Source organism: Chroococcidiopsis sp. CCNUC1 (assembly GCF_023546805.1).
In the GTDB taxonomy this organism is placed as follows: Bacteria; Cyanobacteriota; Cyanobacteriia; order Cyanobacteriales; family Chroococcidiopsidaceae; genus Chroococcidiopsis; species Chroococcidiopsis thermalis.
The window spans coordinates 5220855-5237405 of the sequence record NZ_CP097480.1 but is presented as its reverse complement, the minus strand read 5'-3'; the positions used below and the strand labels follow the sequence as shown (position 1 = coordinate 5237405).

General features: G+C 36.8%; 15 protein-coding genes. 13 read left to right on the top strand and 2 right to left on the bottom strand.

Annotated features, from left to right (window positions below; genetic code table 11):
• Positions 1-337 precede the first annotated feature (337 nt).
• The 13 genes from M5J74_RS24225 to M5J74_RS24170 all read left to right on the top strand — a co-directional run bounded on the left by M5J74_RS24225 (position 338) and on the right by M5J74_RS24170 (position 12781).
• The gene (locus M5J74_RS24225; RefSeq protein WP_106166928.1) at positions 338-1198 is read left to right on the top strand and encodes a DUF3102 domain-containing protein; all 861 of its coding nucleotides are present in this window, start codon (positions 338-340) and stop codon (positions 1196-1198) included.
• A gap of 579 nt (positions 1199-1777) precedes the next feature.
• Entirely contained in the window at positions 1778-1912 is a 135-nt protein-coding gene (locus M5J74_RS32920; protein WP_256498615.1) for a hypothetical protein, read from the top strand.
• Between the two features lie 385 nt (positions 1913-2297).
• Complete coding sequence (locus M5J74_RS24220) at positions 2298-3560, top strand: glycosyltransferase family 4 protein (protein ID WP_250013639.1); 1263 nt, start codon at positions 2298-2300, stop codon at positions 3558-3560.
• Between the two features lie 3 nt (positions 3561-3563).
• Positions 3564-4328 carry an FkbM family methyltransferase gene (locus M5J74_RS24215; RefSeq protein ID WP_250013636.1) on the top strand — a complete coding sequence of 255 codons (765 nt, stop codon included), beginning with the start codon at positions 3564-3566 and terminating at the stop codon, positions 4326-4328.
• Positions 4329-4667: 339 nt separating this feature from the next.
• A complete protein-coding gene (locus M5J74_RS24210; RefSeq protein ID WP_250013634.1) occupies positions 4668-5534 on the top strand; it encodes an ABC transporter permease in 867 nt (288 codons plus the stop codon).
• Positions 5535-5631: 97 nt separating this feature from the next.
• Positions 5632-6231, top strand: a complete 600-nt coding sequence (locus tag M5J74_RS24205) for a class I SAM-dependent methyltransferase (RefSeq protein WP_250013632.1) — start codon at positions 5632-5634, stop codon at positions 6229-6231.
• A 90-nt stretch (positions 6232-6321) separates the two neighbouring features.
• Complete coding sequence (locus M5J74_RS24200; protein WP_015156551.1) at positions 6322-7626, top strand: polysaccharide ABC transporter ATP-binding protein; 1305 nt, start codon at positions 6322-6324, stop codon at positions 7624-7626.
• Between the two features lie 4 nt (positions 7627-7630).
• Entirely contained in the window at positions 7631-8560 is a 930-nt protein-coding gene (locus M5J74_RS24195; protein ID WP_015156550.1) for an FkbM family methyltransferase, read from the top strand.
• A 58-nt stretch (positions 8561-8618) separates the two neighbouring features.
• On the top strand, positions 8619-9545 hold the full coding sequence (locus M5J74_RS24190; protein WP_015156549.1) for a methyltransferase domain-containing protein: 927 nt from the start codon (positions 8619-8621) through the stop codon (positions 9543-9545).
• A 71-nt stretch (positions 9546-9616) separates the two neighbouring features.
• Positions 9617-10258 carry a bifunctional 2-polyprenyl-6-hydroxyphenol methylase/3-demethylubiquinol 3-O-methyltransferase UbiG gene (locus M5J74_RS24185; protein WP_250013629.1) on the top strand — a complete coding sequence of 214 codons (642 nt, stop codon included), beginning with the start codon at positions 9617-9619 and terminating at the stop codon, positions 10256-10258.
• A 62-nt stretch (positions 10259-10320) separates the two neighbouring features.
• Positions 10321-11499, top strand: coding sequence for a glycosyltransferase family 4 protein (locus M5J74_RS24180; protein ID WP_250013627.1), 1179 nt, complete (start codon positions 10321-10323; stop codon positions 11497-11499).
• Between the two features lie 471 nt (positions 11500-11970).
• Complete coding sequence (locus M5J74_RS24175) at positions 11971-12573, top strand: glycosyltransferase family 4 protein (RefSeq protein WP_241994147.1); 603 nt, start codon at positions 11971-11973, stop codon at positions 12571-12573.
• Positions 12574-12613: 40 nt separating this feature from the next.
• Positions 12614-12781 (top strand): hypothetical protein, encoded by a 168-nt coding sequence (locus tag M5J74_RS24170; protein ID WP_250013624.1) that lies wholly within the window; start codon positions 12614-12616, stop codon positions 12779-12781.
• A gap of 266 nt (positions 12782-13047) precedes the next feature.
• Here M5J74_RS24170 and M5J74_RS24165 read toward each other — a convergent pair whose 3' ends face one another.
• On the bottom strand, positions 13048-14667 hold the full coding sequence (locus tag M5J74_RS24165) for a hypothetical protein (protein ID WP_250013622.1): 1620 nt from the start codon (positions 14665-14667) through the stop codon (positions 13048-13050).
• Positions 14668-14978: 311 nt separating this feature from the next.
• Complete coding sequence (locus M5J74_RS24160) at positions 14979-16436, bottom strand: hypothetical protein (RefSeq protein WP_015156544.1); 1458 nt, start codon at positions 16434-16436, stop codon at positions 14979-14981.
• Positions 16437-16551: the final 115 nt, after the last annotated feature.

Genomic DNA, 16551 nt, shown 5'->3' with positions numbered 1-16551 from the left:
AATTGTTTATGTACCTTCGCGCTCCCTCACAAAAAAGATACGTACTTGAACAAAAACCGCAGTTCTCTATTTGAGCCAATATTAGTAATTTAGCGATCGCAACAACAACAATGTAATAAATAGTTTTTATTCTATGAACTTACTATTCACTTGATAATACTATTATCCGACTACTATAAGATACCTGAACTTTCCCCACTGGACAGTAGTTAATAGACTCCGCATATTTAAAATTAGTAGTTTGTTTATATGAAGAGCTGTTCCTTAAATAAAATCCATACTTCAATGCAACATCAATAGCTCTGGCATTTTTTAATTCTGAGAGAAGGAGAATACTATGGCTTCAACTCAGCTATCTTCTGAATTGCAAGAACTATCATCTACTACTGAGATAGTTACTTTTAACTATGCTGAACTAGACAGTGAAACGCGAGCCGCTATTCAGCAAAATACCACTGAGATCAAAAGTTTAATGCGTCGTACCTCTCAAGATATTATTCATATCGGACAAAAGTTGAGAGCAGTTAAGCAACAGCTAGAACATGGACGTTTCCGAAAGTGGCTAAAAGCTGAATTTGATTGGAGTGTCTCTGCTTCAACCAAATTCATCCAAGTCAGCGAACAGTTTAAATGTGTAAATTTTACCCATTTAAATATTGCTAATTCTGCCCTCTATCTTCTGGCTGCTCCTTCTACGCCTGAAGTAGCTCGTCAAGAGGCTCTCCGTCGCGCTAGTTCAGGAGAGACAATAACTTACTCTAAAGCTAAGGTAATTACTCAAAAATATAAAAAAGTAATCCAACCTGAACCCGAATCAACTACAATTGACATTGAAGCTAAAACTTTAGAAAAAGATCGGTCTTCAGCAGTAAGTTTTTCACAGCAACCTACTTCTGTTTCTATCGTACCTACATCTAATTTACTAATAGATGAGCAAGAACTACAGTCTGAAAGCCATACCTCAGAACCAATCATGTATGGTCAATCGCTGTTTCAAAACTCGAATGAAAATCATTTGAGTTACACCGTAGCTAATGCTAACTTCTCTACAATCTCATTATTAGCTAATAATAATACTGACGTGCTTTGTCAGATTTTTATTAATCATATAGAGCGTCTGACTGACGCTCAAATTCTTTCTGTTTGGTATGCGATCGCCGAGCGCGTTCCTTCAGAGCTTCGGATGTTAAACAATTAGCCTGATATTGAATTGAACCACTTGGTCTAAAATGTTAGGTAGTAGCTATTTCTATGAGCTACTGCATATTTAGTTTGAAAAAATAGGTTTTGCTTTTATCGTTTAAAATGTTTTTTTAATTAGCTCTTTAAATTTAAACTCAAACAAAATAAATCCAATATTTTATTAACCTATATTACTTTTAAACAAGCCGTGAATTTAACAATATATTTACTGTGGCAATCCTATTTGATTCATGAACGTGGAGCAGGCTTCCAGCCTGCCGCAGGCTAGAAGCATACTTTATAAATCATTTAGAACTGCTATAGTTATTCAACTTATATTTCTAGTGTAAATGAAATTACTATCTCGTGTACGCATAGTAATTTCATTTGAGTTAAAGGTGATAAATGTTGAAATATAATAACCGATCGCAAAAGACAAGGATGACAACGAGTATTTTCCTTCAAAGTAAAGTACTCCTTGTCATCAACACATATCCTTATTCAACTATACTCTTTTATGCTTGAAAAGCACTGTGAACAAGATCGAAACATTCCACCTATTTACTGTCCCTATTGTAATCGACGGTTATGGTATATGGGAAAACATAAATTATTTCTGTTTCCTATGAGTAACTCAGGCGATCGACAACAAATTATTGAGAGTAATTCTACCGTGGAAGAATTAGTATGTGGAGAACATGGTAAGTTTTTTGTAGAACTTCAAGAATAAGATAAGTTCTATTACTTATAGATAGTTTTATAGGCTTCTCAACCAATTGCAAAGTGAATAATATATTGCCAGCGTACTTACCCAATATCAACTATTAAATCTTTCAATTAGATGTTTGTAATTCAAATAGAACCGCCATCTATTCATAGCGTTGCTTATCCTTCATAAAATATCAGAACTTTTCCATATCAACAAAGTCTGAGCTTAACAGCTATCATAAGCGTAACGTTTCCCTAAACTTTAAAAATAAAATTTTTCGAGCGTATATATGTATATCAAGCATAGTATAGATAAATCTATCCTGATTGGCGATCGCAATTTTTTAACCTTTAACTGAAAACTCGTTTGATTCACAAGCAACTAAAATGATTGTAGTAGGTTAATAATGAGAATTGGATTTGTTTCTCGATGGAATTTAGCAGATCCAGAGATTCGCCGCCGAGCATTTTCTGGGATTATATGGCATGTTCTTAAAGAATTTGAAGCTCAAGGAGATCGAGTTGAATATATTGGTCCAGTTCAACAGAACTTAATAGCTAAGTCTGTGAACACAGGTATTAAAGTACTTAATCGGTTAAAAGTGTTTAGCCCACATGTCTATGGTAAATACCATCCTGTGATTCTAGAGCAAATGGCGCGGCAGGCAGAGCAGCTAGTTGCCGATCGAAAAATAGATGTTTTGCTCGCTCAAGATTCTACTGTGATGGCTTACTTTCCGCCTAGTATTCCACTTGTCTATTGGCGAGATGCTAACTTTGCTGACATACAAGACGCTTACAAAGTATACTCAAATCTTCATCCCCTCAGCGTTGAGTGGGCTCATAAGCACGAACGTAAGGCGATGAATCGTGCAGACTTAAATATATTCTCCTCTGAATGTTCTTATAAAACTGCGACTTCAACTTACGGTATTCCATCTGCCAAAGTCGCAGTAGTACCGTTTGGTGCGAACCATGATTTTGTAGTGAGTTCAGAAGATACTGAGCGTTATATCACTGGCAGATCGCGCGATTTGTGCCGCTTACTATTTATTGGTATTGAGTGGGAACGCAAAGGTGGTGATACAGCTATTGAGATTTGTCGTATTCTCAATCAGAGGGGCATTCCTACGACGTTGGATATTATCGGTTCAGACTTCGCAGTCGATCCAGCAATCAGTCATAAAGTTCGCATTCACGGACGGGTAGATAAGTTTACCAGTGAAGGCAGTACAAAGTTGCAGCATCTACTCGAACAATCTCACTTTTTGGTTCATCCAGCGCGTGCAGAGGCTTACGGTTGCGTTCTATGTGAAGCTTGTTCATTTGGTATTCCTTGCGTTACGAGTTCCGTGGGTGGTATTCCCACCATTATTAAAAACGGAAAAAATGGTGTATCTTTTCCAGCAAGCACGCCCGCTTCTACATATGCTACATACATTGAAGAGACTTTTCGCAATTTCGATCTGTATATTCGGCTAGCAAAAGCTACACGCTCAGAATACCAAGAGCGTTTAAATTGGCAGGTTGCAGTAGCCAAAGCTAGAGAACTTATAACTGAGATGCTGGAGAGAAAACAAGATTTGTCTACACCTTCTGAAAAGGTTGAACTGTGTACTGACAATACACTTATCATGCCTGGAGTAGGCTACAAAATTACTAGGAATTGAGATATGGCAAACCTTTCTACCATAAAACATCTATACCAGTCTAATCGGTTGTATCACCCAGCTCGAACATTATATTGGCGATTGCTAAAACAAGAGCGTCTAGTAAAATTTCATCAAGAAGTCACCTTCTACTCTCAGCTATTAGAACCCGACAGCCTATGCTTCGATATCGGTGCAAACATTGGAGAGAAGACAGAAGCACTTTTCAAAGCCGGTATGAGAGTGGTAGCATTTGAACCACAACCTAACTGTATGAAAGAACTTGCGGCACGATGCAGTCGCTATCGTAGCAAATTAGCCAAATGTGAATGCGCCGTTGGTGCAGAACCTGGAATTACTGAATTGTACGTTCATACTCACCACGCTCACTCAAGCCTAGACCAGAATTGGACAGTAAGTGAGGTTATATCTAGTATTTATGTACCTGTAGTGACTCTCGATCGCGCGATCGCTAAATTTGGCAAACCACGATACTGCAAGATCGATGTTGAGGGATGGGAGTATGAAGTTTTAAAGGGATTAACACAACCAATACCGCTAATTTCATTTGAATACCATCTTCAGCAAGATAATATTGATAAAACCCTTGCCTGTATTGACTATTTGTCGCACCTTGGAGAATTACATATTAACATTACGCCAGCAGAAACGTTATTGTTGACATTTCAAGAATGGTTACCCGTCAAAGAATTTCTTAAGTCTTTTCCTAATAGTTTTCGTTCTCGCCAGGAATACAATTATGGAGATATCTTTGTGAAAATGCAATAGCTATAGGTAAAGACACAATTGACTCAATAGCAGCTCCGGCTTTAGCATTCGTTCTTTTCTCATTTTGTTCGGCGCGAACAGTGTATTTTTTGAACAAAATTTAGCAATCTTTACAACTTAGAGATGAATGTCATTCAAGTCTCTTAGGACTGAACTTTATGGTATCGACATCATTCACTCTCCAGAATAGCATGTAAACAACATCTACAGCCATCCAATATTGCAAAAAGTTTACTTTCGACTAACTCACGAAGAGATTAAAACTTAAAGTGAGAAATTGAAAAGCTAATCTAGAATTCTAGCTAATTTATATATAAAACAAGGGGTAAACAGCCGCAGATGACTCGATTAGTTAACCAAAAATTGTCTAAGGTAGTTTACAAGCCCGATAGCCAACTGAGAAATCCGGTTCGGCTATGTCAAGAGATGGCGCGAGATCTACTTGCTTCTCGGGAACTAGCATGGCAGTTAATGGTGCGAGACATTAGCGCTCAATATCGCCAGTCCTTACTTGGAATCTGCTGGGCTGTAATTCCACCTGTTATCACAGCTTTGGGCTTCACTTTTGCTAACAATACCAATATCGTAAATATTGGAGCAACAGATATGCCTTATCCAGCTTACGTGATGTTTAGCATGACCCTTTGGCAGACATTCGTAGAAGCACTAACTAGCCCTATTCAAGCAGTTACTAGTGCAAAGCAAATGTTAGTTAAAATTAATTTTCCGCGAGAAGCACTAATTCTAGCTAAACTAGGTCAGATATTTTTTAGTTTCGCTATTAAGTTAATTTTAATTATAGCGTTGTTTTTGTGGTATCAGATCCCAGTAAGTTGGACTGCGATCTTAGCGCCAGTAGCATTAATTCACTTAGTCATACTAGGAACATGTTTCGGTTTGCTACTAGCACCTCTAGGAGTTTTATATAACGACATTCTCAAAGGGATTACTTACATTACTGGCTTTTGGTTATTTTTAACCCCAGTAGTTTATCCACTTCCTAACGGAGGAGGATTAGCAACACTTGTACAACTGAATCCAGTCACTCCTCTACTAGTAACGACGCGGGAGTTAACGACAACAGGTGTGGTATCAAATCCATTTGGATTTTGGCTTGTCAGTCTTCTTGCCATCATAGGATTGCTCTTAGGGTGGCTAGTATATCGTTTAGCAATGCCTTTTGTAGTTGAAAGAATAAGCTCTTAAAAGAAATTAAATTTTCGAGAAGCAGAATTTTAAGTACTTAAATTGATCGATCTACCTCTTGCTAAAAACTCATTCTACCAATTAGAAATATTATTTTATGATTAAAGTACTGACACAACGTTCCTTCCCTGTTTCAATACTAAATATTTTCAGCAGACGTAACACATTAAAAGTCACTACCTTCTCGAAAGCCTCACAGTCAAGGCAAGAATCAAACCAATGGCTTAAGTGTCATGCAGCAAATATTGAGGGTTGTGTTCTTTCTATTGGCAGCGATACTGACGAAGATAATGACGGAGGACGGTATCGAGATTATTTCCAGAAATGCTCGTCATATACCACGTCAGAAGCCACTTCTGAGTTCAATGTCGATCTGGTACTTGACGTGCGATCGATGCCGCAAATTCAGAATAACACATTTGATTGCGTGTTCTGCTCTGGTGTACTTGAACATGTTGATGACTATCTTGCTGGTTTAAAAGAGATAACTAGAATTCTCCGCTCGGGAGGTATTTTGTTACTCGGTTTGCCTTTTCGACAAGCAATTCATATGGCTCCAAATGATTACTGGCGTTTCACCGAGCATGGTCTGAGATATATGCTTCGAGATGATTACGAAATTCTCGAACTCAAGTCAATAGATAATTCTGTGCCTAATTTTCCAGCTGCATACTGGCTAAAAGCGAAGAAGCGATGAGTTAGATATTTGTATATATTTTATCAGACTGTTAGATGCACTTACTTCAGCTTTTTTCTTGATTATAGTTAGTAGGAGGATAACTTTTTAATGACAATTAGTATTGCTAGCCAGGAAACATCAGAACAACAATTGGATAATGAGGTAGTTCTTTCAGTTGAAGGAGTTTCCAAAAAATTTTGCCGAGACTTGAAGCGATCGCTGCTTTATGCAGTACAAGATATTGCTACTGAGTTAGTAGGGATACGACAAAAGAGCGAAAAACTAAGACGTGACGAGTTTTGGGCACTTAAAGATGTTAGCTTTCAGTTACGACGCGGAGAAGCACTAGGCTTAGTAGGACCAAATGGCAGTGGGAAATCCACGCTACTACGAATTATTAGTGGTTTAATTAAGCCAGACAGTGGATTTGTGGAAATCAAGGGTCGAATAGCACCACTGATTGCGCTGGGAGCAGGGTTTAACCCAATACTGACAGGGCGAGAGAATATCTATGCCAATATGTCTATTTTAGGTTTGTCTAAGAAAGAAATCGACGAGCGATTTGAGGCTGTTTTAGATTTTGCAGAGATTGGTGCTGCAATTGATGCTCCAGTGCAGACTTATAGTTCGGGAATGGCTGCAAGATTAGGGTTTGCTTGTGCGATTTACACGGAACCTGACATTCTCCTGATTGACGAAGTGCTGGCAGTAGGAGATATAAAGTTTAGGGCTAAATGTTACCGTAGACTAGCTAAGCTACGCGAACAAGGAACATCTTTCATTCTAGTATCACACAACCCGCATTCAATCTTGTCTATTTGTGACAGAGCTATGTATTTATCCAAAGGTAATTTGATAGCAACAGGTAACACTGATTTAGTCATGAATAGATACGAGCAAGATCTATTTTTGAATGGATTAGAAAAATCTTCAGGATTAATGCTTTTATCAGAGAAAGCTGGGAATTCAGAATCTGATTTATATATCATATACTTATGTTTTAAGGATAAAGAAGAAAATATTCTTGATTATCCTATTACTGGTGAACCTACTTATTTTTGTGTGGGATGTAAAGTATCCAAAAAACTTAATGATTTAAGTTTAGCTATATTAATTACAGAAATGTCTGGAGAAAATGATATTGTATTAAATTTGTCGGCATACATGGATGATTGCCCATTACAAATAGATGATAAAAATACTGAAATTCAACTTCAGATGCCTTATCTAGGTTTAAAACCTGGTGTTTACAGTATGAAGGTTCATATTGCTCAAAACTCCCTTACACTTTTTGATGCGATCGAGTCCTTCAGATTTACAGTGAAAGGGAATAAAAGTATGAATCAGTGTTCATTTTACCAGCCGCGGGCATGGAAAGTTACTAATAAATTAAGTTACACCCAGTTGGTTTAAAAAAATGATGGGAAAAACCTTAAAAAAATTAATCTCTACCCCTTTTAGAAATATGCATAAGCAGCAAGCAAATGATTTTGACTTGCCGCAAGCTACAATATCTAGTTCTCATATTAAACAGTTAATTGCACAAGCTAATGAAGGCTTGTTTACTTTTGATGTTCGTGACAAAGCGGTAGGGTGGAGAATTGCACTTGAAGGTGTTTGGGAAGAATCAGAAACCAACTTTATAAAAACGATTGTTAGAGAAGGTGACTTTGCAATTGATGTAGGAGCAAATCTAGGTTGGTACACAATTACGCTTGCTAACTTAGTAGGTAAAGATGGTTTTATACTTGCTTTTGAGCCTAATCCTAGAAATCATCATCTTTTACTAGAAAATATCCGTCTTAACCAAGTAGAAAATCAAGTTAAAACGTATCAATCTGCTCTTTTAGATTCAAAGTCTACTGTAAGCTTTGAGTTATCCGAATCAAATTTTGGAGACCATAGAGTTAGGTTTCGTCACTTTAACTCTAAAGAAGTAGAAAAGTATAATGAAAGCTCTCGTTCAGTTATAACTGTTGAGGCAATTACCTTAGATGAGATTCTTGCGGATAATCTCGAAAAAAATAAAGTAGTAAGATTGATGAAGCTCGATTGCCAAGGTTCTGAAGTAGCAATTCTGAGAGGAGCGCACAAGACATTAGAAAAAATAGAATATTTAGTTACAGAGTATTGGCCTTATGGTATCCGTAGAGCGGGTTATGAACCTAGTAATTTTATTCAAATCGTCAAAAGTAGTTTCACTAGCTTTGCTGAAGTACCAAAGAGGAATGAAGTATTTTATAGCAATTTCAAGCCTATATCGGAGTTCGATGCCCATATAAAAACAGAATTTGGAGCTGATGAAACAACAAGTACAAAGGTCACTGATTATATATTTAGAAAGTAGCTTAATTATTTGCTAACCCATCAAATTATTTTTTTGTAATAGTTGGATAAATTAGGAAATGATTCATAACTCAAAGCATGATTTTATTAAGTATCTGCCTCATACCATAGCTAAAGGCTTAGTTCCTTATGGAATTTATAATTTTTTAAAAAAAGGCAGAACTTCAAGTTATACCAATCTTCTCAATAGCTATCATAAAAGTCAAAAAATTCCATTTAGTCCTGGTTATCAAGAAGCTAAGCTCGAATTCATTCAATCAACCATCTCCTCGAAAGAACTCTTTAGTTGTTTTGTACATCAAATTTTTTTACCTGAAGGTTTTGGAGCTTTTTTTGATGAAAGAGTAGTAGAGTATCCTTGGATTTTTGCCAACCTTAACTATAATCAAAATTCTAAACTTTTGGATGTTGGTCCTGCTCTTAATTATAAATTTTGTCTAGATCGGTTATTAAGCTCTAATCCAAATCAAGAAATTACAATGTTATCCTTGACTCCTGATGCAAGGTGTTTTTATCATAATAAAGTATCTTACGTATTAGGTGACGTTCGATCGCTTCCTTTTATCAACAATTATTTTGAACAGATAACCTGCATATCAACTATTGAGCATGTAGGTATGAACAATCAGAGGTATGGGGCTACAGTCGAGCATAATCCAGAAGATTATATAGTAGCTCTTTTAGAAATGAAAAGAGTGTTAAAAAACTCAGGTGCATTACTTATTACAGTACCTTTTGGTACTTACGAGGATTTTGGTTGGTTTCAGCAGTTTGATGAAACAATGGTTAATAGAATAGTTGAAGCTTTTGTACCTACAGAACACAGCATTACTTACTATAAATATACAGATAAAGGATGGAATCTATGTAGTTCGGATTTATGTTCATCCATAAGATATAATACACACCGCTCTAACGATCCTTTATTTTATACATCTAATCCTGTGTGTGCAGGTGCAGTTGCTTGCATCAAATTAATAAAATAATAACTGAAATAGCATACTTTCATAGTTTCATAGTACGAACAAAGTTTTAAACAAATGATTGGAAGGAATACATGTTAACGCTCAAAAACTCTATTTCGTATGCTGCTAGAGGAGTAAATACTGAAAGATTAAATGCTATTTTAGAAAATGCTGGGCAATCTGTACTCGATGTAGGATGTGGTAATGGAACCTACGTACTAAAACTTGCAGATCGATACAATATTTTAGGTGTTGACATTCAGCATTTTGAAACCTGGAATGCAATGCCTCATCTTTTTTCCGTTTCAGATGCTTCTGAACTTAAATTTAAAGATAGTAGCTTTGATACAGTTCTTTCTTTTGAAACGTTAGAGCATCTACCAGAACCAAAAAAGGCTCTCAGAGAGTACTATAGGATTTGCCGCAAAAATCTGATTCTTACAGTTCCAAATTGTGATATTACTTCTGGAATGCGTCAAAGCCTCATGACTTATTATCATTGGGTTGATAGAACTCATGTCAACTTTTTTGATATGGATACCATTACTGAAGCAGTTAAAGAAGCAGGCTTTAAAGTTGTAAAACATTACTATATTAATCAGCTTTCCTTACTACCTTTGTTGACTGAAGCGTTCAACTTATCTGGATTATTAGGTAAGCTCGTGCAAAAAATTTTACTAAAAAGACAACAGCGTAAATATTATATTACTTGTCTTGTGGTTGCTGAGAAATAAAAACATTGTATTTTTAGTTTCTTGTATTATAAAGTACAAATGTCAGCTATTCAGGTTTTAGAATGAGCAATAAAAGTAAGATGAAATTACTAATCCTTTTTCCTTCACGGCTTCGTGGGGGAGCTGAAGAATACTCTCTTACTATTGCGTCGGCAGCTGTAAGACAAGGATGGGATGTACATGCAGCATTTCCCAAAACTGAAAAAACAGTATCCTTAATTACTGACTTCTCAAAGAGTGGCGTGCAATATCATGAGGCAACCGTTGATGATGTAGAAGCGCAGAAACAGAAAATAACATGGCAATTTTTGTGGTTCCTTAAAACTCTTATCTTATTACTCAAGGTTAAGCCAAATTTTGTTTTAATTAACCTTCCTCTAGCCGATCTCTGCTTAGGTTCTATACTTGCCTGCGCGCTTTTAAAAAAGCCAACAGCTGTACGTTTTGCTCTGATTTTTCCCAACCAGGCATTTACTAATCAAAGATTGAAACTTTACGCATGGGCTCGTGCTAGAAATCAGCAATGGATTGCGATCACAGAATGCGATCGCCAGATTATATGTCAATCATTTAATGTTCCTGAAACAGAAATAGTTCAAATTTATAATGGCGCTAGAACTAATTTACTTTCAAGTCATCGTAGCGCCTTAGAAAAAACTGTTGAAATTCGTCGCCAAGTACGTCAAGAGCTAGGACTAGCTGAAACAAGTCAAATTTTACTAACAGTTGCTGACTTAAATCCTCGCAAGGGTCATGGCGATCTTATACCGATAGCACCATACCTAATCAAAGAGTTTCCAAATATTAGGTTCGTGTGGGCTGGAGGAGGTCAATCAAAGAATCTAATCAGTAGATTGCAAGAATATGGAATTGAAGATAAGGTATTGCTGCTAGGTTACAGATCTGATGTGCCAAGGCTTCTGCAAGCAGCAGATCTTTTTATATTTCCGACACATTCTGAAGGCTTTCCCTGGGCTTTATTAGAAGCAATGATCTATAACTTGCCGATCGTATCTTCAAATGCAAGCGGTATTCCAGAAATTGTGAAAAATAACGTTCATGGTTTGTTATGCCATCCAGGTGATAGTTATGGTTTTCTAGAAAATATTCTTTGGGCTCTCAGACATCCCGAACAGATGCAACTGATGGCACAGAATGCTCGATCGCGCGCTCAAGAGTTTTCTGAAGAAAAGATGGTAAAAAGAACCTTAGCTGCCTTGTCCAGATTAAGTCATACATAATTATGCAACATGACTAAATTTGATATAGAAATTATACGCAAGTTCCTTAAGAAAATAGCTTACAAATTTATATTTTTAACGTTTAAAATATTTAAAATACAAACTTACAAATACTTTTATTATATTCGCTACACTGATTTTTTGATCGATAAGTATTTTAGTAAATCTTCAAGTGAATATTACGATCTCGTTTTCGTGATTTTTGAAGAAAGTAAAGGTTGGATACTTGAAGCAATATGTAAAGAGATTGCTACTTACTTTAAAGGAAAATACTGCTTTCACTACTCATCTTCTTCCCTACCTTTATCCAAAGGATATTTTTTCGCTCACTACTCATTCTATGTAGCATGTTTAAAACTAAATCCATGTCTTTGGGGTAGTAAATCGCTTATTTTCTACACTCACCCCAAAGGCATCATCAATAATGAAGAATTTGTTTATGCGATGAACTGTTCCACGAAAGTCATCTCTATGTGTTCGCAATTCGCTAGACAAATGCTTGCCGATGGAGTGAAACCTGAGAAAGTCAGCTTCATTATCGGCGGCGGAGCCGACCCAAAACTTTTCCGATCGCATCAGCGCATGAATGGAGCTATTGGCTTCTGCACTGCATATTATGCTCGTAAAGATCCCGATCGCATCTTCAACATTATTAAAATGTTGCCTCACCGAAAGTTTATTCTTCTAGGTAGAGATTGGGATCGGTATGAAAAGTTTACAGAGCTGACTGCCATGCCTAACTTTTCTTATATCGAAGCGTCTTATGCCGAATACCCTAGCTACTACGCCCAAATGGATGTCTTCGTCTCCACCGCAATCCTAGAAGGTGGTCCTATTCCTCTGATTGAAGCCATGATGTGCAATGTTGTTCCTGTGGCGAGCAAAACTGGATTTGCTCCCGACATTATTCACCACGGCAACAATGGCTTTCTTTTTGAAGTTGATGCATCTGCTGAATCAGTATGCAAGTTAATCGAACAAGCCTATCAGAGCGAAACAGATATTAGAAAAACTGTCGAACACTTGACATGGAATAACTTTTCACTTGCAGTTCAGCAACTACTAGAAAAGTAGTATTAATTCTCCGAGCGTTTTTGTAAATACTCGCAAAAGATTGAAGCTATATACAGCGGCAGATGTATCAAAAGCTCGGAAGATACTACTTTATCAACCCCAGGTTGCGTTGAAAGACGGGTTGGCAAGAGAATGGGACTGGATTCAATCTTTAGCAAAAAAAGAAGAATGCGATCGGGAGAGTAAAGCTTTTATCCTTCAGTTGTAAGATTCACACATCACTCTCGCTACTTTGCAAATTCACGGATAAATTTGTAAGAAATACTCATAGATGATTACGAGACTGCCAATACCATTTTGATCTGACTGCGCCACGGAAGATCCCCCCAACCCCCTTAACAAGGGGGGCTATGAGCGACCGATTTAGTGCAAGGATAAATAGAATTGGTACAAGCAGCGAGAATTGTTGTTTCACGTCTTTTTTCCAGCTTGGAACAGCTCAGCTCAAATTAAAAATTAAGTTTAACAGAAATCTCAAACCCCAGTTTTAGATTCTATCTGATATAAATAATAAGTTTCACCAGGAGCAATACTCTGGCTAGAGTTGTATATTTCAGTTAGATGAAGCCCTGGTATCTCCTGATTGAGTTTATGACTAAGTATCAGTAAACTTTTTCTGTTATCTTGTTGTATAAGTCTATTTAATTTAGTAGGAGCTACTGCTTGAAAGTCAAGATTTTTTCTTTGATTCCAGTTAATAAAGCTACCATATTTACTGCTCTCAAAGTAATAAATTGGTTGTTTTAATAAAGCAGCAATGGGAGAAACTTCATTGTCCTGGCTACCAATAATTAAGTTATTTTGTAATTGACTATCGGTAATAAATTTTGCCACTTCTTTGCTAGCAGAAAAGGGATAAATTAAATCCATGCTATAAGCATAAATCCCAGTTAAAAGATGAATGCATAATAAAAAGTTTACGTATTGATTTTTGCGATCGCTTAGAAATTTGGCTGCACCTTTAATGAAAGAAATTACAGAACGATTTGATTCAGGATAGAAAGTGGAAATCCATAGGCAAGCAATAAACAGAATAAATAAATGTCCGTGATGCCTTAAAGAACCGAAAAACTTTTCATAAGCAAACCAGATCAGAAGGCATGTTCCGGATGTGTAGGCAAATAACACAACTGGTTTCTGATTAAATAGAGCTATGGCAGATAGCAATAGTAATAAAGATAATAAGCAAATACCTAGTAGTATAAGTTTAGAGCTATTATCATTTATAAAAGCATTAGTATTCCAAAAATTATAATTAAGAAAATCTGGTATAGGGATATAACTTTTCCACACAGACGGCAGAATAGTAAATAGAAGATAATTAATGTGATTGATTGGTGTTAAGTCTTGTTTGGCAATTCCTTGAAACTTGGCATCAGTAGGTGGAATAATTTGAACAATTGCTATTGCTATACCACAAGTCAATATAGCTATGTTAGTAAAATTTAATCTCTTAGTAGCAGAGCTTTTAGTAAAAAATTTTTCAAAGACGATGGTTATTGCTAAAGAAATAGCAATGATTAAGCTATATACGTTAGTATTTGCTAGAAAAGCTAGAATAACTGATAGAAGTAGATAGTTTCGTTTTTGTTGCGTGAAAAAGTGACAAAAAAGGAAAATTAATAAAACACCTAAACTATAATTCCTGCTAATTAAATGATACTCATAAAAAGGAAAATACCCGAAAGTAAATAAGATTTTTTGTAACTTAGTAAAAGGAGAAAATTTAGCAAATACATAAATTGTTCCACTAGCAATTAGTAAATGAAAAAGTTGCATTGCTAGTGGATTATCAGTGAATTTAGTAATTGCATATAAAAAGATATACCATAAACTCGGATGCCCTTCATATCTTAAGTTGTTATATAAATCAATGAGAGATGAGCTATCTCTAGCTATCATCCATGCCTGTAGCTCATCGCGCCACATTTCGTGATTGAGAATACCAATCAAACCGAGTACTAAAAAAACGATAACTAACACATTTATCCAAGCTGTATCTTCTTGAGATGCAAAGTTTAACCAAGATATCTGTTTTCTCAAGCCAAGGATAGAACGATTAAGTTGCTTGTTAGTTTTTAGTAAAACATCCATACAAAACTCTTAGGGGGTTTCTAAAAAATGACCAATTTGATAATTCTATTCTCACTTCCAGCATCGCAAGATATGGAGTAATTCTTGCTTTTTATTGGTGGACAAAAAGCAAGAACTGTTAGATGTAGAAATAGTTGCTAAGCACCCGTCCCTAAAACTCTCAAATCCTATGATTTCTAGAAATAGAATTCAACAGACTGCACGGTTATTGTTTGCGATCGGCGTGGAGATCGAGTAATACTCTACTTGAGAATTCTTCAACTTACTTGGAGAAATCTTGATGAATTTTTAGTATATCGTCAAATGACTATTTAAGGTGTTACAACGCTTACATCATCCCATTTTACATAGTCTCCTGAATTTCCTGTTCCCGAAGTACCTAGTTCGACAACCGCCCAGTATCTTGAAATCGGCACGGTGATTTCTAAATACTGCCAAACGTTTTTCTGACTTGCAGTTTTTGATATCTCAGCATCACCATCAAGATAGTCATAGCCCAAAGCTTTGAGCGTTGCTGTTGCTCCGCCATTAACATACACCCATGCACCGATTTTTATATTTCGATTTTTTGGCACATCGCCTAAAATTCGGCGGATAAAAATCTGCTTACCTCGTGATGCTCTACCACTATCGAGTCTGGCGTAGCAATTGCCCCCACGCGCTCCATTAGGATCGCCGCAGATAAAAGCAACATTTGGCGAAGCTCCCAGCCGGACATCATCGTTATCGAAATGTACCCATTCGTTGTCTGCGTTGTTAGCTAATTCAAAACCAGGGTTAGAGAACTTCTTGTTCAACCGCAGATCTTGAATTTGATAGTACGTTGCTGTTGGGTTAAAGTTCGGTGAAATTGCCCATTCGCCATGATTGTCCAGATCGAAAAACAATGCATGGTTATAGCCGTATCTTTTTAGCTGTTGTCCAAAGATGACAAACCATCTTTTGCGATAGTTTTCTCTTTCAGTACTAGAACCTTGATACCAACTAGAAATTGTACCGGATTCGCTTACTACAACTGGCTTTCTAATATTACGAGCTGCTAGCAATCGCCAGGGATTGCCAAATTCACCTTCTCGAATCTGCCCCCCATAAGCATGAATGCCAATAAAATCGGTGACCTTATCGATTCCTAAATCGATCATCTCTTTTAAGATATAGCTGCTAGGACTTGTAGGAGGGGGAGATTCAATTTTGATGTTAGGGTCAATTGATTTTGCTGTTTCGTAAGCAATGCGAGTCATATCTACGCATTGTTGTGCTGTCATCGTACCTTTGCCAAAATCTAGCTCAGGTTCATTGTTGATAATGTAGTAGAAAATCTTGCCTTTGTAACGTTCCATTACGTTACGTACGAAGTAGCGATAATTTGCCTTCCATTGCTCGTAGTTACTATCTCGGTCAACATGATGGCGAGGAGAAATTGTTGAGTGAATTCTCAGTCCAGCTTGGATATATTTGTTAACGACAATATCTCTAGCCGACCAATTGAAGCTAGCACCCTCTCGATTGCCATAAACTCCATCCATACCCATACGAACTAATTGTATACCTAAATCCTTGGTTTGCTGGATAGAGCGGTCGGTAAATGTGGGATCGGGGTTGTATCCAGTACCGTTGTTGATCCCTAAATAGCTAGTTTGCGATCGCGCTGGTAGAGTGTAGAACAGAGTAGAAGTGACGAGTAAAGAAGTAAATATTCTAGAGAATTTATGCGCTTGTAATAGTGAGTACTTTTGAGCTAGATGTTGTAGCTTTTGAGAGAATTTCATTTTATACCTCTAAATGGAATCAATTCAGAATTAATTGGCTAAATCGCCTGATTTGTTTTCGATGCAGTGAAAGCGAGTGCTAGTTGTCAAGCAACACAGATTGCTGGCTTAAGCT